Consider the following 20,795-nt stretch of genomic DNA (forward strand, 5'->3'; position numbering starts at 1 on the left):
GATGCAGCAGGGAAGGCGACCGACAACGCGCTATCGGCGGGCGAAGCGGGAAATTGAGCAGTTGCCGACGGCTGGCGCCGAGAACGAAGAAGCCCGGCATAGGCCGGGCTTCCAGGGGTACCTGTCTGCGGATCAGGCGGGCATGTGCCATTCCTGCAGGCGGTAGCCTTCGCGGTTCAGCTCGTCGCGGGCCTGGTTCAGCAGGCCTTCGAGCTGCTCCGGGTCGGAGTAGGCGGAGCTGGGAATGCGGGTGAGGCCCAGCAGACGGGTACCGGTGCGATCGAGGACGGACAGGTCGAGGCTGCCGTCGCCCCCTTGATCAACCCAGGTCACACAATTGAAGGGTTGGAAGGCTCGTCCAGTGATCAGCAGAGCCTCGTTGAAACGAAGAGTCGCATGCATGGTTGTGATCTCTCTGCGTGGTAATCCATTGCGAAGGTGGCGAAAGCGGTTCATCCACTTTCGTGTTCGTTCACGCAATTGATGGATTCAGAGTCGAAGAAAGTCACAGCCGATGTCGCGTTTGTACACAAAGTAGTCGCAAATAAAACCGATCGAATCGCTGCAGGCCCCGTGATCCGTGGCCTGCAGCGCTATGCTGGGTGCGCCATCGCGCCGCACATACCGTTCGTCAGGAGGGCCGGCGGTCAGGCCTGCATGGCCCAGCCGTCGACGTTCATCGCTGCCTGGCGCAGCGCTTCGGAGCGGGTCGGGTGCGGGTGGCAGGTGCGCGCAATGTCCTCGGCGGCGCCGCGGAACTCCATGGCCACGCAGTACTCCGCGATCATGTCGCCGACATTCGGGCCGATCATGTGCACGCCGAGGATTTCGTCGCTGCGCTCGTCCGCCAGCACCTTCACGAAGCCCTCGGTCTCGTGGTTGATCTTCGCCCGGCTGTTGGCGGTGAAGGGGAACTTGCCCACCTTGTAGGCGCGACCCTCGGCCTTGAGCTGCTCCTCGGTCTTGCCCACGGTGGCGACTTCCGGGTGGGTGTAGATCACGCTGGGGATCACGTCGTAGTTCACTTCCCCGGCCTTGCCGGCAATCAACTCGACGCAGGCGATGGCCTCGTCCTCGGCCTTGTGCGCGAGCATCGGGCCGGACGTCACGTCGCCGATGACCCAGACGCCCGGCACGCTGCTGCGGTGTTCGTGATTCTCCAGCATGCCGCGCTTGTCGGTGATCAGGCCAACGCTTTCCAGCCCGAGGCCCTGGGTATAGGGGCGGCGGCCGATGGCGAGGAGCACGTAATCCGCCTGGATCGATTCCGCTGCGCCGCCGGCCGCCGGTTCGACGTTCAGAGTCACCTGCTTGCCGCTGACCTTGGCCTGGGTGACCTTCGAGCCCAGCTTGAAGCTCAGGCCCTGCTTGGTCAGGGCGCGCTGGAAGGTCTTCGCGGTCTCCAGGTCCATGCCGGGGCAGATGCGGTCGAGGTATTCGATGACCGTCACCTCGGCGCCCAGGCGGCGCCATACCGAGCCCAATTCCAGGCCGATGACGCCAGCGCCGATCACCACCAGGTGTTTGGGTACTTCGGGAATCGATAGTGCACCGGTGGAGTCGAGGATGCGCTGGTTGTCGACATCCACGCCCGGCAGCGGGGAGGGCTCCGAGCCGGTGGCGATGATGATGTCCTTGGCGGTAAGCGAGGTCTTGCTGCCGTCGGCGGCGGTCACCTCGACCTTGCCTGGCCCGTCGATGCGGCCCCAGCCCTTCACCCAGTCCACCTTGTTCTTGCGGAACAGGAATTCCACGCCCTTGGTCAGCGCAGTCACGCTCTCCGCCTTCTGCTTCATCATCTGCGCCAGGTCCAGCTTGGGCTTGACCTGGATGCCGAGGTTGGCGAACTCGCCGCCAGCCGCCGCTTCGTACAGCTCGGAGGCGTGCAGCAGCGCCTTGGAGGGCATGCAGCCGACGTTCAGGCAGGTGCCGCCGAGGGTCTCGCGACCCTCCACGCAGGCCACTTTCAGGCCCAGCTGGCCCGCCCGAATTGCGGCGTTGTAGCCACCCGGGCCGCCACCAATGACGATCACATCGTAAGTGCTCATGCAGAGTTCTCCGTGCTTGGAAAGGAGCCGTTGGAAAGGTAGATCGAGGTTAGCCGGTGGTCGTTGGATCACCAGCGCAGAGCCTTGGAAATCCGTTACTCAATTTATATTACATACATAATATATTTGTTCGGGCAAGTCGCCTGCACATGACAGGCGCGGCGGGGAGGGCGAAAATGCAGGACTTTGGCGCCCAGGTTCGTGCGCCTACGGAGAATTCATGAAGATCGACTGCGATTTCGACAGCGGCAACATCCAGGTCATCGACGACAGCGACCCGCGCCACGTGCGCCTGGCGCTGCGCCCGGACACGAAGAGCCCGCACTTCCAGTGGTTCCACTTCAAGGCCGAGGGCCTCGAACCCGGCCAGCAGTACCAGTTCAGCCTGACCAACACCCCCGGCTCCAGCTACACCGGCGGCTGGCCGGGCTACAACGCTGTGGCGTCCTACGATCAGCGCGACTGGTTTCGCGTCCCCAGCACCTACGACGCCAACGGCCTGCACTTCAGCCTCGACGCCGAGCAGCCCCAGGCCTGGTTCGCCTATTTCGAACCCTACAGCCGCGAGCGCCACGCTGAGCTGGTAAAGCGCGCCCAGGCCAATGGCGCCGAACTGCTCGCCACCGGACACAGTGTCGAAGGCCGCGAGCTGCCCTTGCTGCGCATCGGCAACGGCGCGGCTGGCGCGCGCAAGATCTGGCTGATCGCCCAGCAGCACCCCGGCGAGCACATGGCCGAGTGGTTCATGGAGGGCCTGATCGAGCGCCTGCAGTCCGGCGACGCGGACATCCAGCGGCTGCTGGAGCGTGCCGACTTCTACCTGGTGCCGAACATGAACCCGGACGGCGCCTTCCACGGTCACCTGCGCACCAACGCCGCCGGCATGGACCTCAACCGCGCCTGGGCCGCACCCAGCGCCGAGGCCAGCCCGGAAGTGCTGTTCGTGCAGGAGCAGATGGCCAGGTACGGCGTGGACCTGTTCCTCGACGTTCACGGCGACGAAGAGATTCCTTACGTGTTCGCCGCCGGCTGCGAAGGCAATCCGGAGTTCACGCCGCGCCTGGATCGCCTGGAAAGCCTGTTCCGCGAGCGCCTGGAAGCCAATGGCGAGTTCCAGAGCGTGCACGGCTACCCGAAGGATGCGGCCGGCCAGGCCAATCTCGCCCTGGCCTGCAACCACGTCGGGCGCACCTATGACTGCCTGTCTCTGACCCTGGAAATGCCATTCAAGGACCACAACCTGTCGCCCAATCCGCGCACCGGGTGGAGCGGGGCACGCTCCAAGGCGCTGGCAGGCGCGGTGTTGGTGACGGTGGCGAGCCTGATCGACGAATTGCGCTGACCATCTGATCAATCCGCCCCACCTGGCTGTTGAATCTTCGATCCTGCGTACTAGTCCAATTAATGAGGCATCAGCACGCAGGAGGTGCGTATGACTCAATATCGCAAGCCGTTGACTCCGCAGGTCATCGAGGACCTGCAGGGGCGCATGGACGCCCCGGAAGAGCTGGACTTCAGAGAGCGCCGGGAAGTGCGCAAGAACCGCTCGGGCGAACACAGGCCGCGTATGTTCGCTGGCGCGGCCTGAGCACGTGGGCCCAGGGCCTGCCTCACGGGTGCACTCGCCCGCCAAGGAGACGACTCCGCAAGGCCGACCCGGTCCCCGTCGAACCGGCCTTGCGTGACGTTAATCCCTCATGAGTCATTTCGTCGGACGGTGCCTGGTGTTCCGAGTGATCGCTTTGCTTCTGTCGTCCCTTTCTGCCCTGGAAACGGCATCCTAGAGCGGCCTGCATCTGTAGCTTCCGGCATGGTGAGTAGCCGATGTCTTACAAAATACAGACTGAAAACTTGAACTGCTTCACATAAAATCGGGTCTTCCGTTAGCGCATTTCGCTCTATCCGTCGCAGTCAGAAGTAGTCCCATGGAAAACCACAGTACCCCTCTGGGTCCGGTTCCTGCCCATCTGGTCCGCGAAGCGGTAGCCAAGAAGACAGGCCTGGGCTGGGTGGTCGAGTTCAACGTTGCCACCTGGCTCAACCTCGCCGTACGTGATGACACCCCCATCGCCCTCAAGGTCAGCTACCTGGACGGCGAAAAGCCCCGGGAAGTGCTGGTCGACAAGGGCAGCATCTTCGGCGCCCAGCGCATCCTGCTGTGCGGCATCGCCCGCCTGGGGGTGAATCAGAAGCTGGAATCCATCAGCTTATCGCTGGAAACCCGTGCGCCGATCCAGTCGCTGCTGGTCGAAGAACTCTTCGTCCAGGCAGTCGAGCGCCAGAGCGAAAAGAAGAACGGCACCCGCCGGTCGCGCTGACCTCCCCGGGCGAGGGGCGCCGGTCTTTTGCCCGAACGCTGCAATCGACGGGCATTCCTCTCGTGCATGAAGCTACTTCGGGCTTGCGATCCGCCGGTCGGAGCGGGGAACATCGCCTGGCCTCACTCGTGCACCAGGAAGCCCCATGCCCCTTGATATCGACCAGCTCAAGCTCTACACCGCCCACCGTGGCATCGCCATTCCCATGCTCGATTTCCTGCAGTTTCGCCATGCGCCGGCGGAAGACGGTAAAGGGCCGGGACGCCTGGTGGTGCGTGTCGAACCGCAGCACGTGAACGGCTGGGCCAACGCCCATGGTGGCCTGATCATGACCCTGCTCGACGTCGCCATGGCCCTGAGCGCCAGCGATGCCGACGAAGCCTATCGCGGTGTGGTGACGGTAGAGATGAAGACCAGCTTCCTGCGCCCCGGCGGCGAAGTCGGCGAAGTGCTCGAAGCCCACGGCAAGGTCCAGCACCACACCCGGTCCATCGCCTTCTGCGAGGGCGAACTGCGCAACAGCCAGGGTGTGGTCGTCGCGACCGCTTCCGGCACCTTCAAGTACGTCAACAAGCCGCGCCCGCTGGCTGACGCCTGAGCGCCCTGGCGGTCGGAAGTCTGCCCTGTGGGCGAATAACCGCGAAGTGGTTATCCGCCGCCGCAGCCTCGCGGCGGATAACGCGTACCGCGTCATGCGCCCTATCTCCTGCCGCATCACATTGCATCACCGCCGCGTGGCGCCCCTGCGCGATATTGGAAAAGGGCACCGCCGAGGTGCCCGCCTCAACCCAGACAGGACACCCCGCCATGAGCCTTGAATCCTCGACTCTGCTGTGGAGCGCACCGCTGGTGATGCTGCTCGGCGGCTACCTGCTGATCCGCTGCATTGGCGGGCTGCGCCGGGTGATCGCGCCCGACCTCTGCTACCGCTGGGCCGACCCCGCCCACGCGGAGGTGGTGACGCTGCCGCAACCGGGGCGCTACGTGGTCAACATCGTCTTCCCGCCCTTTACCGTCGTCACCGGTACCGCGCACTTCGACGCAGATTTCGCCGTCACTGCCTGCGCCAGCGGCAAGCCGGTGCCCTACGAGGCGTACAGCCGCTTCAATGTCTTCACCGTGCGCCGCAGCGACATGGGCGGCAACTCCAGCAACCCGCTGGGCGAATTCCACTGCAGCGACCCCGGCGATTACCGGATCACCTGCCTGACCCCGTATCACATCCGCTCCGGCTTCCTGCTGGAAGTGACGCCCTACGTCTCGCCGGGCGGCGTCGTCCCGCTGATCCTCGGCACGTTGCTCGCGTCCTTCATGACCATCGGCGGCCTGATAGTGACCCTGCTCAAGCTGGGCGGGGAGCTCTGACGCAGCGCGCCACACCGCCACGGCGCATAACGTGTGCCGCGATATGCACCGTGCGACCTGACTATTGTACTGGCTGGTCCCATTCCATCCGCAGCCCGATTTCCCGGCGAAAGTCATCCAGCGCCGCTATGTATTGGTCACGGTCGAAAACTGCGGGAGGGATGTCATAGAACTCAGTGATAGGGCTGGGATGAGTAATGCGCTCATGCAGCAAGCCAAAGCGCTCCCAGCGAACGGTTTTCTCATCCGCTACCTGGTGCACTGCGATCACCGCGCAGCTCAGGTCAAGGTCATCCGGGCACACCAGAAGCGGAATCACCGTCCGCCAGCCTGGCGCCACGGAATACGATCTGTCCCAGATCAGCGCCGAGTCCTCATCGCTGTAAAGACCTGCATGAGCGCAGACCAGATCGTGTTCGGCGTTTGGGTCGTGTTGCGGCAGCCAGGCCTCCAGCGGCAGACCGTCGATGCTCAGCGCCGGGTAGAAGTCCATGCTGTAGCGCGACTTGTGTAGCTTGCAGGAGAGGCGACTCATTGGAGGGCAGCAACGGAAATTTGAGGGGGCTCCAGCTCGAAGCCGCCAGAGCAGAGTCTCCTGATGTTCACCCACAGGTCACCTTCCGGCGCGAACTGTTGCAGCGAAATCGGTGAGTCCTGCCAGGTGTCGAACTCGTCGTAGACCTCCTGCCGCCAATCAAAGTCTGGATTCCACGACAGCGTATAGGCCACCAGTCCGCTCACTGCGTCGATGTGGATCGAGAAGACTTCCAGCGGCGAACCACTGCAGGTGGCCGACTCCAGCAATTGCCATAGTTCCGGTTCGCCGGGGCGAACCTTCTCCCGTGTGAATGCGATGACCGATTCGATGTCGTCCCACGCGGCCTGAGCCAGCGGTTGGGCGACTAGCAGATGAGGTTTCGATACTTCGCCCGCAGGGTGGGTGATGTAGATCAGCCGATTGCCGAACTGAAACTCGCACTGGCTGGACTCGCCGCAGGAGTTCCAGAAACCAAGCAGGTGCTGCGGAATCAGTTCGATATGCATGCCGGCACCTACTGCTTCGGATGCTCGTGCCAGGCCACCGCCATTCGCAGCATGATCCGTGCATCGACATAGTCCACCGCATATTGCGGCTTGCGAGTGAAGGCCAGCGCGCTCTTGGTGAACACCAGCAAGGGTTCGTTGCTGCCGCGTTCCAGTTTCAGGCGGGCATCGATCGAAGTGAACTCCGGGCGGGCGTTAAGCTTCTCGCGGCTGTCGATGCGCTGCTCCAGCGGCAGTTCGCTCCAGGCGATGAAGGTCAGGAATGGCTCCAGCCCGGCGGGAAAGGTATCGCGCTCCAGGCGCTTGCCGAGGGTCAGGTACTTGGGCCCCAGGTCATCGGTGAAGTCCATCCACTGATCGCTATCGGCGATACGCACCGGCAACATGGACGGCCAGGAGCCGATACGCTGGCGCACGCCGGTTTCTTCATCGAATCGTGAATACTGGATATCCGTCTTGTACAGCTCGAAGAGGCGCAGGGTTGCGTACTTGTTGAAAGTACTGACGTTGCGCTGGGATTGATCCCAACTGCAGGCGGAAAGCGCAAGAGCGATGGCGAGCGGCAGGATGCAGAAAAGTTTGCGCATAAGATTCCCTGAGGTACCGATTCTTCCTTAGAGTCGCGCGATATCCGTGCGACAGATCCAGCTGCAACACAGGGGCGCGACATGGTAGCTAACGGATAGCCATGAGCCAATCTTCCGACCCGCCGCGCTCCGTGCTTCAGCAGCGCCGGGGGAAAACCGCGAAGCGGTTATCCGCGGCCACAGCGTCACGGCGGATAACGCGAACTGCGTTATGCGCCCTACGTCCGTAACCGCTTCGCCCAGCCGCGCCAGCCGCTGCGCCCGGCAATCCGCGAACGCCCGCCCAGCACGCGCGGCCGATCGCCGAAGCGCACCCACAGATCATCCTGCCAATCCAGCAGCCGCAGGCGTTGCCGTTCGAAATGCAGCTCCACGTGGTGCGGGCCGCTGGCGTTGCGCTGGCCGCGCACCTGCGGCACGACGGTGCCGCTGATCCACGCCATAGTCCGGCACGTTGAACAGCACCATCGCCTGGTACACGGCGGATTCGCTCAGTAGCACGTAATCGAGCTCCAGGCCGTCCTCGGTCAGCAGCCGCTCCTGACGAATCTGATCGTCTGCCAGGCGCATGGCCAGGCGGTCTTCGTGCGTATAGCCGGTCACGCGGCAGAAGTTGGAAAGGAGGAACCAGACCTGATCATCGATCAGCAGGGCGCGGCGATTGCGGAGGAAGGGGAGTGGGGTTTGCAGGGATGAATCGTCCATTTCAGTCGCCTCTCTACTACGAGCAGACCACCTACGAACGATGTTGGATCAGCAGCCACACGAACCAACACGCCGCGTTCCGCTGGACGGCCCAAATGGTTGGGCCGCCGATACAGATCGGCGATTGTCTCTAGGGTTTCGGGCTGCTGATCCCGGCTCCGTCTTCTCACGGAGCGGGTGGACAATAGAAGGATCAAGCTGATTCGGACAAAAGAAGTGGTGGGCGCAGTTCGCTTCGGGGCAGAACTGCACTTTCAGTCGCAGTATTGCCGTCGATGCTGCAGCAATTTCGTTCGCGAAGGCTGTGGAGCATGCTCAAATCTCTCGTTCAGTTCGCTCGCTCAGCCCTGAGTTGCTCGATACTGCGCGACTTGCCGCCATTGCTCCTGTAGTCGCTCCAGTACTCCTTCATGTCCTGCTGGCACTGAACAATCTGCTCACCGGCCTGGCGCAGGTTCAGCTTGTTCACGAAGCCGGACGTAGCGCCGACTTTCTTCTCGTAGGCAATGGTCTCGCGTGCTTCCTTGATGCGCAGATCGCAATCGAGGATCAGGTCGGCGGAAATAGTGCGTTGCGCTTCGGGGGACGCGGCGTACTGGCGCGCTTCGGCGTCCTTCGCGGCGAAGTCGCGGGCGGCCAGTTGTTCAGGCGTCGGCTTGTCGTTGGCGTCCTTCAGGTATTGCTCGGAGATCGGGTCATCGATCGGTTTGCTGTACACCTGGGCGCGGATGACCTTCCAGAACGTGCTACCGAAGCGAGTTTCCTTCTGCTTCGGAGCCTGGCTGGTGACCTGGTAGCTGGTGGCGGCGAGGTAGGGAATGCCGGTGACCGTGGTGCGCGTTGTCAGCTGGAGCACGGCGCTGACGGTCACACCGGCGGCCCATTCGTCCTGTGACAGGTTCTCGGTGACCTTGATCCACTGTGCCTCGCCGCCGATGGGGTTGCCGTCGAGGGTGCAGGCGACACCGAGGCGCGGCAGGTCGCTATCGCATTTGTGCCGCACGTCATCCAGTGGAGCCATTACCAGGTACTCCTGAGCGGCGTGGGCGCTGGCGATGGGCAGCAGCAGGGCGCCGGTCAGGGCGAGGAGATAGGCGTTTAGGGGGCTGCCCATGAATAGTCCTTGGTTGTTATCCGATTGCTACTGCTCTGTGAATCGGGCGGGTCATTCCCCGCCCACCCCATTGCGCTGATGCCGATACACACTCACTGCTTCGTAAACCGCCTTCCTTAGCCGGTTGATGCCGCCAATCGGGCGGTGTTCGGGGAGGGCGTGCCAGGGGTTGTAGGAGAGGTTGTCGCACGCGAGGTTCTGCTCGCGGCTGTCGAAGTCCTGGGGCGGGATGCTGACAGTGGCGACCGTCTGGAAGGGGGAGTCCTTCTCGCTCCATTCGACGCTGGTGTCCTCGATGGGCATGTACTTGCTCGGGTCCTGTTTCTGCACTTGCAGGGCGAAGCAGGCGGGGACGCGGTCGACCGAGAGTTGCTGGTACAGGGCAGTACGCAGGAAGTTGGGGAGCTTCTCGTTGAGCGTGGGCAACTGGTAGGCCGGGCAGCCTTCGGTCACGGGGATGACGCGGTACTTGATGTTGTTTGCCTCGCCCAGCTTGTAGGGGGCGATGCCGTTGTAGCCGGCCTGCAGCGGGCTGTCCGGCGCGGGGGCCAAGGTCTGCAGGGCGATGACCAGGTGGCGGATTTCCCAGGTGCTGGGTTTCCAGCTGGGGAAGAACGCGGCGACCTTCTGGCCGCTGGCTTGCGCGGCGAAGTTCTGCCGGTACTCGGCGACGTCGCGGACGAAGAACACCGGGTGGTTGAACATGACGAAGTCCTGCTCGGTGTCGTGGCCCTTGCCGGGCATCAGCTTGGCGCCGGGGACGTCGAGCAGCTTGATGGCCATGCCGCGCGCGTCACGGGCGCTATCGAACTGCGGGTAGGCGTTGCCGTTGGAGAAGCGGACCATGGCTTCCCATTTATGCCCCGGTTCGGCGAACACGCCCTGGCGCAGGCCGGGGGCGAGGTCGCTGGCGACCGTGACGTCGGCCTTCACGCAGCCGTGGGCCTTGGCGTGGGCGTCGCGCAGGACGCGGGTGTTGTCGCGGTGCTGTTCGACGATGCGCACGGCGTCTTCGATGATGGCCTGGGTGAGCTGGGCTTCGCCCGGCGGGATTTCTTCCTGGGCGGAGACGGGGCCTGAGAACTTCCACGCGTAGTAGAGACTGCCGAGGCCCCAGCCGAGCAGGCCGATGGCAGCGACGGCGAGCAGCAGACGGCCGAGCCATTTGCCAAGGAAGAGCCAGATTCGGGTGAGCAGGGAGCGCATGGCACGGGGTCCTTTGGTGTTTTCTTCTGTGGAGGGGATTCCGTTCACTGGCCCGTGCGGGTATAGCGGGTGGGCCTGGTGCCGGGCGTTTCCCTCTCCCTAGCCCTCTCCCTGAAGGGAGAGGGGATGGGGTCGGTTTTCCGGTGGTGCTTCGGAGCGGGGCAGGCCCTCACCCCAGCCCTCTCCCAGAGGGAGGGGGCGGATCGGTGTTCAGGTGGTGCTGCGGAGCTTGGGAACTCTGTAGGAGCGAGGGGGACGCCATCGTTATTGATCGCGAACCCGCCCAGCGCCGGATCTGCCGGTGCCTCTGTTCGCAAGCAAGCTCGCTCCTACGAAGAGCAGCGGCTCACTCGCATTTCGGCCCGGGCGTCCACGGCGGGGTGGGGACGTTCGGGTCGAGTTTGTTTTCGTACTCGGCGTTGCCCAGCACCTTCAGGTATTCCACCAGCGCCCAGCGTTCTTCCGGTGACAGGGCGCGGCCGATGACGCCGTCCTTCCGGCAGCCGTCGCGGAATTCGTGACCGCGGTTGCTGTTGCCGGTAATGCTGGTCTTGTAGAGGAAGCCGCCGGGGAAGCGCTCGGTGCGATAGCCGGCGAACTTGGGGTCATATTCGAAGCTGCCAACCCAGAACTGCGCGTCGCGCTCGGCCACCGGGGAGAGCATCTGGAACAGGTTGGGCACCGAGCCGTTGTGCAGGAAGGGCGGAGTGGCCCAGATGCCGTCCAGTGGGCGCGCCTTGTAGGCGCGCAGTTCGCGCACGCCGATGGGCAGGCCGTAGCCGTTCATGTCCTGTTGCTGCTCCGGGCCGATATGCGCGTCACGGTAGGCGCGCTGCTCGACGAAGGCGGTGACATAGGCCAGCCCCTTGGCGGCGGAGATCTTCGACAGGTCCAGCTTCTCCTCGGGTTTGGGCACCAGCACGACGTTCATGTTCTGCAGCTCTTCCACCTTGAGCTTCAGCGGGCGCACGTCGAAGGTGTGGTCGGCAATGTTGTCGGCCGTTGTCGGGTCGGTGCCGATCTCGCTGGTGGAGACCATCTTCATCGCCCATTCAGGGACGCGCTTCTCGGCGATGGTGTCAGCGGCGCCCAGGGCCTTGATGTGCGGGCCGTGGCAGTAGACGCAGTTGGCCTGGAACAAGGCGCGGCCCTGGGAGGCCTTTTTCAGGTCGATCTCGCCGAACACATCCTTCGGCCAGGCCGGCGGCTTCAACTGCTTGAGGGTTTCCTCGAGGGTGTAGAGGTCGCGCAGGCGCACGCTGGAGGCGTAGCGCTCATCGCCCATCACCGGTTTGCCGTCGCTCTCGAACAGGCGCAGGGTGGCGCCGACGCCAAGGGCCTCGCCGATGTTGCGCGCCATGGGTTGCATGGCCGAGCCATTCCACTGCACCCAGTCGAATTTCCAGATGTCCCACACCTGCGGGTAGTTCACCGGTGCGTTGGCGACGCGATAGTTCGACGCGTCGATGCCGTCGCCGAACACGCTGTTGGCGATGCGGCCGAAGGCGTCGGCACGGCCGGGGCCTTCCAGGGTCGGGTAGAGGCCGCGGTGGGTATCGTTCCAGGCGGTGGAGACGAGGGTGCCGAGCACGTTGCGCACGTCGCGTTTCAGCGCGGCCTTGCCCTTGGGATAACGGTCGCCCAGCACGCCCTTGGCGAAACGGTCGAACTTCCAGGGCACGTAGTAGGTGGCGGCGAGGCTGGCGCCCAGCGCCTGGCCGAACGCGCCGCCGCGCAGCGTGGGCACGGTGGAGGCGATGGAGTGCATGGCGGCGCCGCCGTCGATGCGCACGGCGGTGCCTTTATAGCGCAGCTCGCCGGTGTGGCAGGCGGAGCAGGTGATGTCCAGGTACCAGGCGCCGGTCTCGCCGTCCTGGTGGCGGGCGAAGCCGACCGGCAGGTTGCCAGGGTTCTTCGCGGTGGCCGCCAGGGTGTCGTCGGCGTCACGGCCGATCTGCTCGGGCTCGATGAGGAAGCCGAAGCGCGCGAGGTTTTCCGGGGTGGCGAACTTGTCCTTGGAGAAGGGCTGCTCGAGGTGGGTGAACCAGTCGTAGCGCAGGCCTTTCACCTGGGTGCCCTGGGGCGTGTAGTAGTAGGTTTCGCGGTCTGCCGGGCTCCACTGGTCGAGGTGGACCATCTTCTCCGGCTTGGAGTATTCGGGAAGATTGGGATGCGCGGTGTACCAGGCGACGACGCCGCCGACGAGCAGGAGCAGCAGAAGGACTGCAAGTAGGACGCGTCCGAGAATGCGCATCGAAACTTCCTTGTTATGTGTGCGAAAAAGAATCGGACGTTTATGCCAAGTACGCAGCGGCTTGGCAAGGTGATGCCGCACTGAATTCAGGGTTTTTATGGCCTGGCTGAGCGAATCGGGAGGGTTACGAGCCCGGGCGCAGCTCCAGTAGCAGGCTCAGGCAGATCGCCGCGCCGATCAGTATGCCGACCACGCTGGCGATGATCAGTGGCCAGTGCAGGCCGGGAGTGTCATCTGAATCGTCTGGAATGCGTGCGTGAATGGCGAGCCAGAGGCCGTCCGGCGGAGGCAGTTCCGGCCAGGGTTCGTCGCTGGAGGGTGGGGATGGGTTGCCAGCGAGCTGGTAGAGCAGGGCGATCATCCAGTCCAGCGCGGCGATACGCGAGGGGTGGTAGCGATCGGCATCGGTCCAGACGTGCAGGAAGGTGCTGACCAGCAGGGCGTCGGCTTCTGCCTGATCGGTCTTCAGCTTCAGCGCCAACGGGTAGAGACGCGCGGCGGTGCAGCGGTACAGCGTGGCGAAGGCGCGCGCGTCCCCATCGCCGCTTTCGGCGAGCAGATGGCTGAGGAAGTTCGCTTCGTCCGGGTCGATGACGGCCTCCGGCGGTGTCGCGGCGAGCGGCTTGGCTGGAGCAGCAAGGATAGTCGCTGGTGCGGGGGACTTCGTGATTGCGCTCCTGCCAGTCGGGCGCAAGCCTCCAGGCAGGCGCGTTCCATGCCCGCAATCACGCCGACAGGGCGTTCCTGAAGGGAGAAGTCGGTGTCAGGCCACTGCCTCGAACGGCAACCCGACGTAGTTTTCCGCAATGGTGGTACGGCCGGCTTCGGAGCCAAGGAAGTAGTCGAGCTCAGTCTCCAGCATGCGTCGGGTGAAGGCGTCGCTGTCCGGGAACTGGTGCAGCATCGACGTCATCCACCAGGAGAAACGCTCCGCCTTCCAGATACGCCGCAGGGCGATGGGGGAGTACTTGTCCAGCAGGTCGGTGCGCCCTTCGCCATAGACCTTCACAAGGATGCGGTGCAGCGCATCGACGTCGCTGGCGGCGAGGTTCAGGCCCTTGGCGCCCGTGGGCGGGACGATGTGACCCGCGTCGCCGACCAGGAACAGGCGGCCGTATTGCAGTGGTTCCACCACGAAGCTGCGCAACGGGGCGATGCTTTTTTCCAGCGACGGGCCGGTGACCAGCTGGCGTGCGGCGTCCTCCGGAATGCGGCGCTTGAGTTCTTCCCAGAAACGTTCGTCGGACCAGTCTTCCACCTTCTCTTCGAGCCCCACCTGCAGGTAGTAGCGGCTGCGGGTGGCGCTGCGCTGGCTGCACAGGCTGAAGCCGCGTTCGCTGCTGGCGTAGATGAGTTCGTGGTTGACCGGCGGAGTGTCGCTGAGCAGGCCGAGCCAGCCGAACGGGTAGACGCGCTCGAATACGCTGAGGCGTTCCGCGGGAATGCTGCGCCGGGCCACGCCGTGGAAGCCGTCGCAGCCGGCGATGTAGTCGCAGTCCAGGCGTACGCGTTCGCCCTGGTGAGTGAACGTGACGTAGGGTTTTTCGCTGGTGACGTCATGCAGCGCCACGTCGGCTGCTTCGTACACGCTCATCGCGCCGCTGGCAGCGCGGGCCTGCATCAGGTCGCGGGTGACTTCGGTCTGACCGTAGACCATCACCTGCTTGCCGCCAGTGAGGGCCTTGAGATCGATGCGCTCACGACGGCCATTGAGGACCAGTTCGAAGCCGTCATGGAGCAGGCCTTCGGCGTCCATCCGGGCGCTGGCGCCGGCTTCGCGCAGCAGGTCGGCGGTGCCCTGCTCGAGCACGCCGGCGCGGATGCGGCCGAGTACATAGTCCGGCGCGTGGCGTTCGAGGATCACGGTGTCGATGCCAGCCTTGTGCAGCAGCTGGCCAAGCAGGAGGCCGGCAGGACCGGCGCCGACGATGGCGACTTGAGTCTTCATGGGGGGCTCCTTGGAGAGCGCTGTTGTTTTTGTCTCCTGCATTTTTTGTGGATGGGATCGGCCTTTGAAGGTAATTTCCAACAGTCTTCTTGGACTTTTCATGGATGTGGGCGGTGATCGAACAACGTGCTGACACGCCGGTCCCGGTGTTTCGCCTGTATGGCGAGACGACGGTATGGCCGACGCCGGACCTGATCCATTGCGAATCCATCGCCTCGCGCAGCCGCCTGCACGACTGGGAGATCCGCCCGCATCGTCATGGTGACCTGGTGCAGCTGCTCTATGTGCAGTCCGGGGAGGCGGAACTGGAGGTGGAGGGGCGGGTGACGCCGGTCCGCGAGGCGTCGCTGCAGGTCACGCCGGCGCTGGCGGTGCATGGCTTCCGCTTCGCCGAGGATGTGCAGGGCTGGGTGCTGAGCATGGGCCTGCCGTTGGCCGAGCAGCTCGGCGGCCTGCTGCAAAGCACGGTGCTGGAGCAGCCGGCGTGCTTTGCCGTGGGTGAGGGCAAACGCCAGCTGGATGCGCTGTTCGAGTCCATCGACCGTGAGTACGCCGAGCACGCGCCAGGCCGCGACCTGATGCTGCAGTCGTTACTCAACATGCTGCTGGTCTGGCTCAGTCGCCAGGCGCTGGAGCAGGCCCGCGCCCAGGGGAGCCAGCAGGATCGCGGCGTCGAGCATGTGCACGCGTTCTCCCGTCTGCTGGAGCAGGATTTCCACGAGCATCGGCCCATCGAGCACTACGCGGCGGCCCTGGGCATCAGCGCCGCGCACCTCAATGCGCTGTGCCGACGGCTGGCCGGGCAGTCGGCGTTGCAGATGATCCACCAGCGCCTGCTGCTGGAGGCCAAGCGCAACCTGGTGTACACCGCCATGACCATCCAGCAGGTGTCGGACCGTCTCGGCTTCTCCGAACCCGCCTACTTCTCCCGATTCTTCAAGCGTTACGCCGGGGTCTCGCCCCGCGCATTCCGCGAACTGCGTTGAGCCGCCATGAATATCGATTCGCGTATCAAGTTCCGCCACCTGGTGTGTTTCCTCGAAGTGGCCCGGCAGGGCAGCCTGGCCCGTGCAGCGGACGCCCTGGCGGTGAGCCAGCCGGCTATCTCGAAGACGCTCAAGGAACTGGAAGAACTGCTCGAAGCCAGTCTGTTCGAGCGCGGCAAGAGCGGCGCCAGCCTCACCGAAGCGGGCGTGGCCTTCCTGCGTTACGCCGGCCCCTGCGTGCAGGCGCTGCGCGACGGGGTGAACAGCCTGCGCGGCGGCGAGTACGCCTCGAGCACGGTGCGTCTGGGGGTGCTTTCCACCGTGGAAAGCCTGCTGATGCCGGAGACGGTGCGGCGCCTGCACGAGCGCCACCCGGCGCTGGTGGTCAGCGTGGTGACCGGGCCGAGCGCGCACCTGCTCTCGCAACTGCGCGTCGGCGAGCTGGACCTGGTGGCCGGCCGCATGACTGAAAGTCCGCAGATCCAGGGCCTTGCGTTCGAGCACCTGTACAGCGAATCCATGACCCTGGTGGCCCGTGCCGGACACCCGCTGCTGGGGCGCCCGTTGCCGCCCTCGGCACTGGATGACTGGCCGCTGGTGCTGCCGCTGGCCGGCACCACCATCCGCAAGTCCGCCGACAGCCTGCTGGTGCAGAGCGGCCTCGGCCAGCCGCGTCGCCGCCTGGAAACCCTGTCCACGGTGCTCAGCCGCCGTTATGTATTGACCAGCGATGCGCTGTGGATCGCTCCGCTGGATTCGGTGCGCCTGGACCTGCGTTCCGGCGAGATGGTCGAACTGCCGCTGGACGTCCAGGAACCGGGCGGTTCGGTGGGGGTATGCAGCAACTCGACGCTGCCGCTTTCACTCGGGGCGCACTGGTGCCTGGAGGTGCTGCGCGAGGTGGGTGAAGCGTATCGTGACGGGACTTATCCATAACTGAATGGTTATGGATGGAGGGCATCTTTTCAGTTTTCGGTATCGAGCTTGCGGGCGACACTCCGCCGCACTGCCTGATGCAACAGGCTCCTATAAATCCAACAACAGGAGACCGACATGTCCGACGCGGAGAACAGCCGCTTCGTCATTCGTGACCGAAACTGGCACCCCAAAGCCCTCACCCCCGACTACAAGACCTCCATTGCCCGCTCCCCGCGCCAGGCGTTGGTGAGCATTCCGCAATCGGTCTCCGAAACCAGCGGCCCGGATTTCTCGCACCTGAAGATGGGCGAGCATGACAATGACCTGCTGCTCAACTTCAACCACGGTGGCCTGCCCATCGGCGAGCGCATCATCGTCTCCGGACGGGTCATGGACCAGTACGGCAAGCCCGTTCCGCACACCCTGGTGGAGATGTGGCAGGCGAACGCCGGTGGCCGCTACCGCCACAAGAACGACCGTTATCTGGCGCCGCTGGACCCGAACTTCGGCGGCGTCGGCCGCGCACTGACCGACAGCGAAGGGCGCTACGTCTTCCGCACCATCAAGCCCGGCCCGTACCCGTGGCGCAACGGCCCCAACGACTGGCGCCCGGCGCACATCCATTTCTCCATCAGCGGCCCGTCGATTTCCACACGGCTGATCACCCAACTGTACTTCGAGGGTGACCCGCTGATCCCGATGTGCCCCATCGTCACGTCCATTGCCAACCCGGACGCAGTGCAAAGCCTGATCGCGAAGCTCGACATGAGCAACGCCAACCCCATGGATTGCCTGGCTTACCGCTTCGACATCGTGCTGCGCGGCCAACGCAAGACACACTTCGAGAATCGCTGAGAAACCGTGTCGGGCCGGCTGCGCGTCGGCGGTGCGGCGTTGAAAGCGACTTCAGACTGCTCATTCAGGGCAACTGAACTCCGCTTCTTCGGTCGCTTTCGCCTTGCCCCGCGCTAGCTCGCTCAGCCCGAAACGGTTTCGGAGGAAAATAAGATGCCTATCGAACTGCTGCCGGAAACCCCCTCCCAGACCGCCGGCCCCTATGTGCACATCGGCCTGGCGCTCGCCGCCGCCGGCAACCCGGCTCGTGAGCAGGAAATCTGGAGCGAGATGGCCAAGCCCGGCGCGCCCGGCGAGCACGTCCTGCTGATTGGCCACGTCTACGACGGTAACGGCCACCTGATCCGCGATTCCTTCCTGGAGCTGTGGCAGGCGAATCACGAAGGCGTGTACGACGCTGCCTTCGATCTGGAAAAACCCTTCAACGGTTTCGGCCGCACGGCGACCACCTTCGACGCCGGCGAATGGCAGGTGCAGACCATCAAGCCCGGTGTCGTGAAAAATGCCGCCGGCGTGCCCATGGCGCCACACATCAACCTGTCGCTGTTCGCCCGTGGCATCAACCTGCACCTGCAGACCCGCCTGTACTTCGAGGACGAGGCGCAGGCCAACGCCGTGGACCCGGTATTGAACCTGATCGAACAGCCCGAACGTCGGCAAACCCTCATCGCAAAGCGTTGCGAGGTGGACGGGAGGCTCGCTTACCGGTTTGATATCCGCGTCCAGGGAAATGCGGAAACGGTGTTCTTTGACTTCTGATACACGACTTCATGAAACATCCGCCGAACCGGTCGCCGACCGTGTCCGGCGGCACTTCGCCGCTGCGCTCGACGAGCGCGGCTACCGTGCCGACGAGGCCCAGGTGGTCGCGGTGGATCACCTCGCCACCTGGCTCGACGACTTCCTCGCCGGTCGCCACGGCTTCCTGCGCAAGCCGGTGGCGGGCGTCTACCTGTGGGGTGGCGTAGGGCGGGGCAAGAGCTTCGTCATGGACCAGTTCTTTGCCGCTGCACCGACCCAGGCCAAGCGCCGCGTGCACTTCCACGCCTTCCTGCAGGAGTTGCAGTCGCGCATGCTGGCGATCACCGGGCAATCCGACCCGCTGGTGCGCGTGGCCCGTTCCATCGCCGAAGAAACCCGGCTGCTGTGCTTCGACGAATTCCATGTCCACGACATCGGCGATGCCATGCTCCTGGGGCGGATGCTGAAGGTGCTGGTGGACGAAGGTGTAGGCCTGGTCTGTACGTCAAACTACGAGCCGGAAAATCTCTGTCCGAATCCGCTGTACCGCGAACGCTTCCGCCCGGCCATTGAGCTGATCGAAAAGCGCTTCGACGTGATCTCGGTGGATGCCGGCCAGGACTACCGCGAGCACAGCACGTCGCTGGAAGAGTGGGGCAGTTTCCTCTGGCCCGCGCGCGCCGATGACCTCGACCTGATCGGCTCGCGCCTGGGGCTGGCGGCCGACGCGAAGTTCGACGAGGTGCTCAGCGTCAATCACCACCCACTGAAGGTGCACGCCCACGACGATCATGGTGCGTGGATGGATTTCAGCGAAATGTTCGAGCGCCCACGTTCGGCCAGCGACTACCTCTGGCTGATCGAGCACTACCCGCGCATGGCGGTGAGCGGCCTCGGCCCGCTGGCGGACTATCCGCCGGACGTGAGCATGCGCTTCCTCAACTTCATCGATATCGCCTATGACCGGCAGCTCAGGCTGCAACTGTTCGCCACGGTGTCACTGGATGAACTGGCGGCGGGCGGCGCGGCGCTGGACTTCTCGCGCACGCTGAGCCGTTTGCGGCAGTTGAAGCTGGAGCCGCTGTAGCCGCGCTCCTGCAGGGGTGGCAAGCTCCGTTCGATAATCGGCCATTTGTATTGCGATAATCGCCCGCGCGTGTCGATAATCGCCCGGCATTCGCCTGCCAGGACAACAACAATGACCGACGTTCCCCGTGCCAGCCTGCCGCCCCTCGCGCCGCCGATCATCGCTTCGCCCGCCAAGCGCATCGAGGCGTTCACCGGCGATCCGAACTTCATGACCTCGCTGGCTCGCGGCCTGGCGGTGATCCACGCGTTCCAGGAGCGCAAGCGCCACCTGACCATCGCGCAGATCAGCCATCGCACCGAAATCCCGCGCGCCGCCGTTCGCCGCTGCCTGCACACGCTGATGAAACTGGGCTACGTCACGTCTGACGGTCGCACCTATTCGCTGCTGCCCAAGGTGCTGACCCTTGGCCACGCCTACCTGTCCTCGACGCCGTTGGCAGTCACTGCCCAGCCGATCCTCGACCGCTTGAGCGAACAACTGCACGAGGCCTGTTCCATGGCCACGCTGGAGGGCGACGAGATTCTCTACATTGCTCGCTCGGCGACGCCGCAGCGCCTGATTTCGGTGGACCTGAGCGTTGGCAGTCGCCTGCCGGCCTACTGCACCTCCATGGGTCGCATCCTGCTCGCCGGACTGAACGACGACGCGCTGGAGGACTACCTCGCCCACGCCGACCTGCAGGTGAAGACCAGCCGTACCGTGCATACGCCGGAAATGCTCCGCGCGAGCATCGCCGAGATCCGCCAGCAGGGCTGGGTGATCATCGACCAGGAACTGGAAGTGGGCCTGCGCTCCATCGCCGTGCCGCTGAAGGACTCCGCCGGCCAGGTACTGGCCGCGCTGAACGTCGGCACCCACGCCGGCCGCGTGTCGCGCCAGGAGCTGGAAACGCGCTTCCTGCCGGTGCTGCTGGAAGCCAGCCGCGAGCTGGGCACGCGGCTGTTCCACTGATTGCGCTCAGCGCTGTTCGAGGTAGCTCGAAGGGACCGTCTCGGCCAGCCAGACGCCATTGGCCGAGCGGTAGAAACGGTGGCCGTCGCGCCACATCTGGCCGCTGCGCACCACCAGGATGGTCGGTTTGCCGCGCCGCGAGCCAACCCGGTCGGCGGTCTCGCGGTCGGCGCTGAGGTGGACGTGCTGACGCTTCATGGGCTTCAGGCCATCCGCCAGGATCGCCGCGATCGCTGCGGGGACCGTGCCGTGGTAGAGGACCTCAGGCGGTTCGCAGGGCTCAAGTTGCAGATCGATGTTGACCGAATGCCCCTGGCTGGCACGGATGCGCAGGCCGTCGTCGCTAAAGGCGAAGCGCTGCTTGTCGTTGGTCGCGACCACGTCGTCGAGCATCGCGCGGTCGAAATGGCGTCCTTTGCGGGCGGATTGCGCCAGCAGTTCATCGACGGCCACCCAGCCATGGGTGTCCAGAGCCAGGCCGGCGGTTTCCGGACTGTGGCGCAGGATCATCGACAGCCATTTGCTGATGGACTTCCTTTCGTTGTCGTTCATTTCTTCCTCTGATGTATTTCTGCGCGCGCATTCTAACCGTCGCGCAAAGGGGTCCCTCAATCCCGTTCGCTAACCGCCCACAGGCGCGATTATCGAATTGAACGGCTGCAGGT

At 64.4% G+C, this 20,795-nt stretch carries 23 protein-coding genes; 11 read left to right on the forward strand and 12 right to left on the reverse strand.

The annotated features are described in order from the left end of the window. Positions 1-132: 132 nt before the first annotated feature. Together AC1ZV1_RS11360 and lpdA are read right to left on the reverse strand one after the other, a co-directional pair. Entirely contained in the window at positions 133-402 is a 270-nt protein-coding gene (locus AC1ZV1_RS11360; protein WP_024763325.1) for a hypothetical protein, read from the reverse strand. Between the two features lie 245 nt (positions 403-647). Further along, the gene (gene lpdA, locus AC1ZV1_RS11365) at positions 648-2,048 is read right to left on the reverse strand and encodes a dihydrolipoyl dehydrogenase (protein ID WP_484296794.1); all 1,401 of its coding nucleotides are present in this window, start codon (positions 2,046-2,048) and stop codon (positions 648-650) included. Positions 2,049-2,268: 220 nt separating this feature from the next. Here lpdA and AC1ZV1_RS11370 point away from each other — a divergent pair, with 220 nt between their 5' ends. From AC1ZV1_RS11370 to AC1ZV1_RS11390, 5 genes are all read left to right on the forward strand, one after another. Next, entirely contained in the window at positions 2,269-3,390 is a 1,122-nt protein-coding gene (locus tag AC1ZV1_RS11370) for a M14 family metallopeptidase (RefSeq protein WP_484296795.1), read from the forward strand. A gap of 90 nt (positions 3,391-3,480) precedes the next feature. Then, positions 3,481-3,636, forward strand: a complete 156-nt coding sequence (locus AC1ZV1_RS11375; protein ID WP_484296796.1) for a hypothetical protein — start codon at positions 3,481-3,483, stop codon at positions 3,634-3,636. Between the two features lie 337 nt (positions 3,637-3,973). Next, complete coding sequence (locus AC1ZV1_RS11380) at positions 3,974-4,366, forward strand: hypothetical protein (protein ID WP_484296797.1); 393 nt, start codon at positions 3,974-3,976, stop codon at positions 4,364-4,366. Positions 4,367-4,511: 145 nt separating this feature from the next. After that, complete coding sequence (locus AC1ZV1_RS11385; RefSeq protein ID WP_484296798.1) at positions 4,512-4,964, forward strand: PaaI family thioesterase; 453 nt, start codon at positions 4,512-4,514, stop codon at positions 4,962-4,964. A 209-nt stretch (positions 4,965-5,173) separates the two neighbouring features. Next, positions 5,174-5,731 (forward strand): hypothetical protein, encoded by a 558-nt coding sequence (locus tag AC1ZV1_RS11390; RefSeq protein WP_484296799.1) that lies wholly within the window; start codon positions 5,174-5,176, stop codon positions 5,729-5,731. A gap of 61 nt (positions 5,732-5,792) precedes the next feature. Here AC1ZV1_RS11390 and AC1ZV1_RS11395 read toward each other — a convergent pair whose 3' ends face one another. The 9 genes from AC1ZV1_RS11395 to pobA form a co-directional block, all read right to left on the reverse strand. Continuing rightward, entirely contained in the window at positions 5,793-6,224 is a 432-nt protein-coding gene (locus AC1ZV1_RS11395; protein WP_484296800.1) for a hypothetical protein, read from the reverse strand. A 38-nt stretch (positions 6,225-6,262) separates the two neighbouring features. Beyond that, the gene (locus AC1ZV1_RS11400; RefSeq protein WP_484296801.1) at positions 6,263-6,775 is read right to left on the reverse strand and encodes a hypothetical protein; all 513 of its coding nucleotides are present in this window, start codon (positions 6,773-6,775) and stop codon (positions 6,263-6,265) included. 8 nt (positions 6,776-6,783) lie between these two features. Further along, on the reverse strand, positions 6,784-7,362 hold the full coding sequence (locus AC1ZV1_RS11405; protein WP_484296802.1) for a hypothetical protein: 579 nt from the start codon (positions 7,360-7,362) through the stop codon (positions 6,784-6,786). Between the two features lie 321 nt (positions 7,363-7,683). Further along, positions 7,684-8,067: a BRO-N domain-containing protein gene (locus AC1ZV1_RS11410; RefSeq protein ID WP_484296803.1), complete on the reverse strand. Its 384-nt coding sequence runs from the start codon at positions 8,065-8,067 to the stop codon at positions 7,684-7,686. A gap of 328 nt (positions 8,068-8,395) precedes the next feature. After that, positions 8,396-9,181 carry a hypothetical protein gene (locus AC1ZV1_RS11415; RefSeq protein WP_484296804.1) on the reverse strand — a complete coding sequence of 262 codons (786 nt, stop codon included), beginning with the start codon at positions 9,179-9,181 and terminating at the stop codon, positions 8,396-8,398. Positions 9,182-9,232: 51 nt separating this feature from the next. Next, complete coding sequence (locus tag AC1ZV1_RS11420) at positions 9,233-10,387, reverse strand: catalase family protein (protein ID WP_484296805.1); 1,155 nt, start codon at positions 10,385-10,387, stop codon at positions 9,233-9,235. A gap of 346 nt (positions 10,388-10,733) precedes the next feature. After that, positions 10,734-12,641, reverse strand: a complete 1,908-nt coding sequence (locus AC1ZV1_RS11425) for a di-heme-cytochrome C peroxidase (RefSeq protein WP_484296806.1) — start codon at positions 12,639-12,641, stop codon at positions 10,734-10,736. 124 nt (positions 12,642-12,765) lie between these two features. After that, positions 12,766-13,335, reverse strand: a complete 570-nt coding sequence (locus AC1ZV1_RS11430) for a sigma-70 family RNA polymerase sigma factor (protein ID WP_484296807.1) — start codon at positions 13,333-13,335, stop codon at positions 12,766-12,768. 69 nt (positions 13,336-13,404) lie between these two features. Further along, entirely contained in the window at positions 13,405-14,589 is a 1,185-nt protein-coding gene (pobA, locus tag AC1ZV1_RS11435) for a 4-hydroxybenzoate 3-monooxygenase (RefSeq protein ID WP_484296808.1), read from the reverse strand. 116 nt (positions 14,590-14,705) lie between these two features. Here pobA and AC1ZV1_RS11440 point away from each other — a divergent pair, with 116 nt between their 5' ends. From AC1ZV1_RS11440 to AC1ZV1_RS11465, 6 genes are all read left to right on the forward strand, one after another. Beyond that, on the forward strand, positions 14,706-15,575 hold the full coding sequence (locus AC1ZV1_RS11440) for a helix-turn-helix domain-containing protein (protein WP_484297544.1): 870 nt from the start codon (positions 14,706-14,708) through the stop codon (positions 15,573-15,575). Between the two features lie 6 nt (positions 15,576-15,581). Next, positions 15,582-16,511: a pca operon transcription factor PcaQ gene (gene pcaQ / locus AC1ZV1_RS11445; protein WP_484296809.1), complete on the forward strand. Its 930-nt coding sequence runs from the start codon at positions 15,582-15,584 to the stop codon at positions 16,509-16,511. Positions 16,512-16,628: 117 nt separating this feature from the next. Further along, on the forward strand, positions 16,629-17,348 hold the full coding sequence (gene pcaH / locus AC1ZV1_RS11450) for a protocatechuate 3,4-dioxygenase subunit beta (RefSeq protein WP_484296810.1): 720 nt from the start codon (positions 16,629-16,631) through the stop codon (positions 17,346-17,348). Between the two features lie 153 nt (positions 17,349-17,501). Continuing rightward, on the forward strand, positions 17,502-18,107 hold the full coding sequence (gene pcaG / locus AC1ZV1_RS11455; RefSeq protein WP_484296811.1) for a protocatechuate 3,4-dioxygenase subunit alpha: 606 nt from the start codon (positions 17,502-17,504) through the stop codon (positions 18,105-18,107). Beyond that, positions 18,097-19,176, forward strand: a complete 1,080-nt coding sequence (gene zapE / locus AC1ZV1_RS11460; protein ID WP_484296812.1) for a cell division protein ZapE — start codon at positions 18,097-18,099, stop codon at positions 19,174-19,176. The genes pcaG and zapE overlap by 11 nt, the downstream gene beginning before the upstream one ends. 111 nt (positions 19,177-19,287) lie before the next feature. Next, positions 19,288-20,130, forward strand: a complete 843-nt coding sequence (locus tag AC1ZV1_RS11465; protein WP_484296813.1) for an IclR family transcriptional regulator — start codon at positions 19,288-19,290, stop codon at positions 20,128-20,130. 6 nt (positions 20,131-20,136) lie between these two features. Here AC1ZV1_RS11465 and AC1ZV1_RS11470 read toward each other — a convergent pair whose 3' ends face one another. Beyond that, a complete protein-coding gene (locus AC1ZV1_RS11470; protein WP_484296814.1) occupies positions 20,137-20,682 on the reverse strand; it encodes an RNA 2'-phosphotransferase in 546 nt (181 codons plus the stop codon). Between the last annotated feature and the right edge of the window lie 113 nt (positions 20,683-20,795).

This window comes from Pseudomonas sp. BB438 (assembly GCF_057180225.1).

Coding starts and splice junctions, on each gene's coding strand:
- AC1ZV1_RS11360 (WP_024763325.1), bottom strand. CDS start 402: ATGCATGCGACTCTTCGTTTCAACGAGGCTCTGCTGATCACTGGACGA.
- lpdA (WP_484296794.1), bottom strand. CDS start 2,048: ATGAGCACTTACGATGTGATCGTCATTGGTGGCGGCCCGGGTGGCTAC.
- AC1ZV1_RS11370 (WP_484296795.1), top strand. CDS start 2,269: ATGAAGATCGACTGCGATTTCGACAGCGGCAACATCCAGGTCATCGAC.
- AC1ZV1_RS11375 (WP_484296796.1), top strand. CDS start 3,481: ATGACTCAATATCGCAAGCCGTTGACTCCGCAGGTCATCGAGGACCTG.
- AC1ZV1_RS11380 (WP_484296797.1), top strand. CDS start 3,974: ATGGAAAACCACAGTACCCCTCTGGGTCCGGTTCCTGCCCATCTGGTC.
- AC1ZV1_RS11385 (WP_484296798.1), top strand. CDS start 4,512: ATGCCCCTTGATATCGACCAGCTCAAGCTCTACACCGCCCACCGTGGC.
- AC1ZV1_RS11390 (WP_484296799.1), top strand. CDS start 5,174: ATGAGCCTTGAATCCTCGACTCTGCTGTGGAGCGCACCGCTGGTGATG.
- AC1ZV1_RS11395 (WP_484296800.1), bottom strand. CDS start 6,224: ATGGACTTCTACCCGGCGCTGAGCATCGACGGTCTGCCGCTGGAGGCC.
- AC1ZV1_RS11400 (WP_484296801.1), bottom strand. CDS start 6,775: ATGCATATCGAACTGATTCCGCAGCACCTGCTTGGTTTCTGGAACTCC.
- AC1ZV1_RS11405 (WP_484296802.1), bottom strand. CDS start 7,362: ATGCGCAAACTTTTCTGCATCCTGCCGCTCGCCATCGCTCTTGCGCTT.
- AC1ZV1_RS11410 (WP_484296803.1), bottom strand. CDS start 8,067: ATGGACGATTCATCCCTGCAAACCCCACTCCCCTTCCTCCGCAATCGC.
- AC1ZV1_RS11415 (WP_484296804.1), bottom strand. CDS start 9,181: ATGGGCAGCCCCCTAAACGCCTATCTCCTCGCCCTGACCGGCGCCCTG.
- AC1ZV1_RS11420 (WP_484296805.1), bottom strand. CDS start 10,387: ATGCGCTCCCTGCTCACCCGAATCTGGCTCTTCCTTGGCAAATGGCTC.
- AC1ZV1_RS11425 (WP_484296806.1), bottom strand. CDS start 12,641: ATGCGCATTCTCGGACGCGTCCTACTTGCAGTCCTTCTGCTGCTCCTG.
- pobA (WP_484296808.1), bottom strand. CDS start 14,589: ATGAAGACTCAAGTCGCCATCGTCGGCGCCGGTCCTGCCGGCCTCCTG.
- pcaQ (WP_484296809.1), top strand. CDS start 15,582: ATGAATATCGATTCGCGTATCAAGTTCCGCCACCTGGTGTGTTTCCTC.
- pcaH (WP_484296810.1), top strand. CDS start 16,629: ATGTCCGACGCGGAGAACAGCCGCTTCGTCATTCGTGACCGAAACTGG.
- pcaG (WP_484296811.1), top strand. CDS start 17,502: ATGCCTATCGAACTGCTGCCGGAAACCCCCTCCCAGACCGCCGGCCCC.
- AC1ZV1_RS11465 (WP_484296813.1), top strand. CDS start 19,288: ATGACCGACGTTCCCCGTGCCAGCCTGCCGCCCCTCGCGCCGCCGATC.
- AC1ZV1_RS11470 (WP_484296814.1), bottom strand. CDS start 20,682: ATGAACGACAACGAAAGGAAGTCCATCAGCAAATGGCTGTCGATGATC.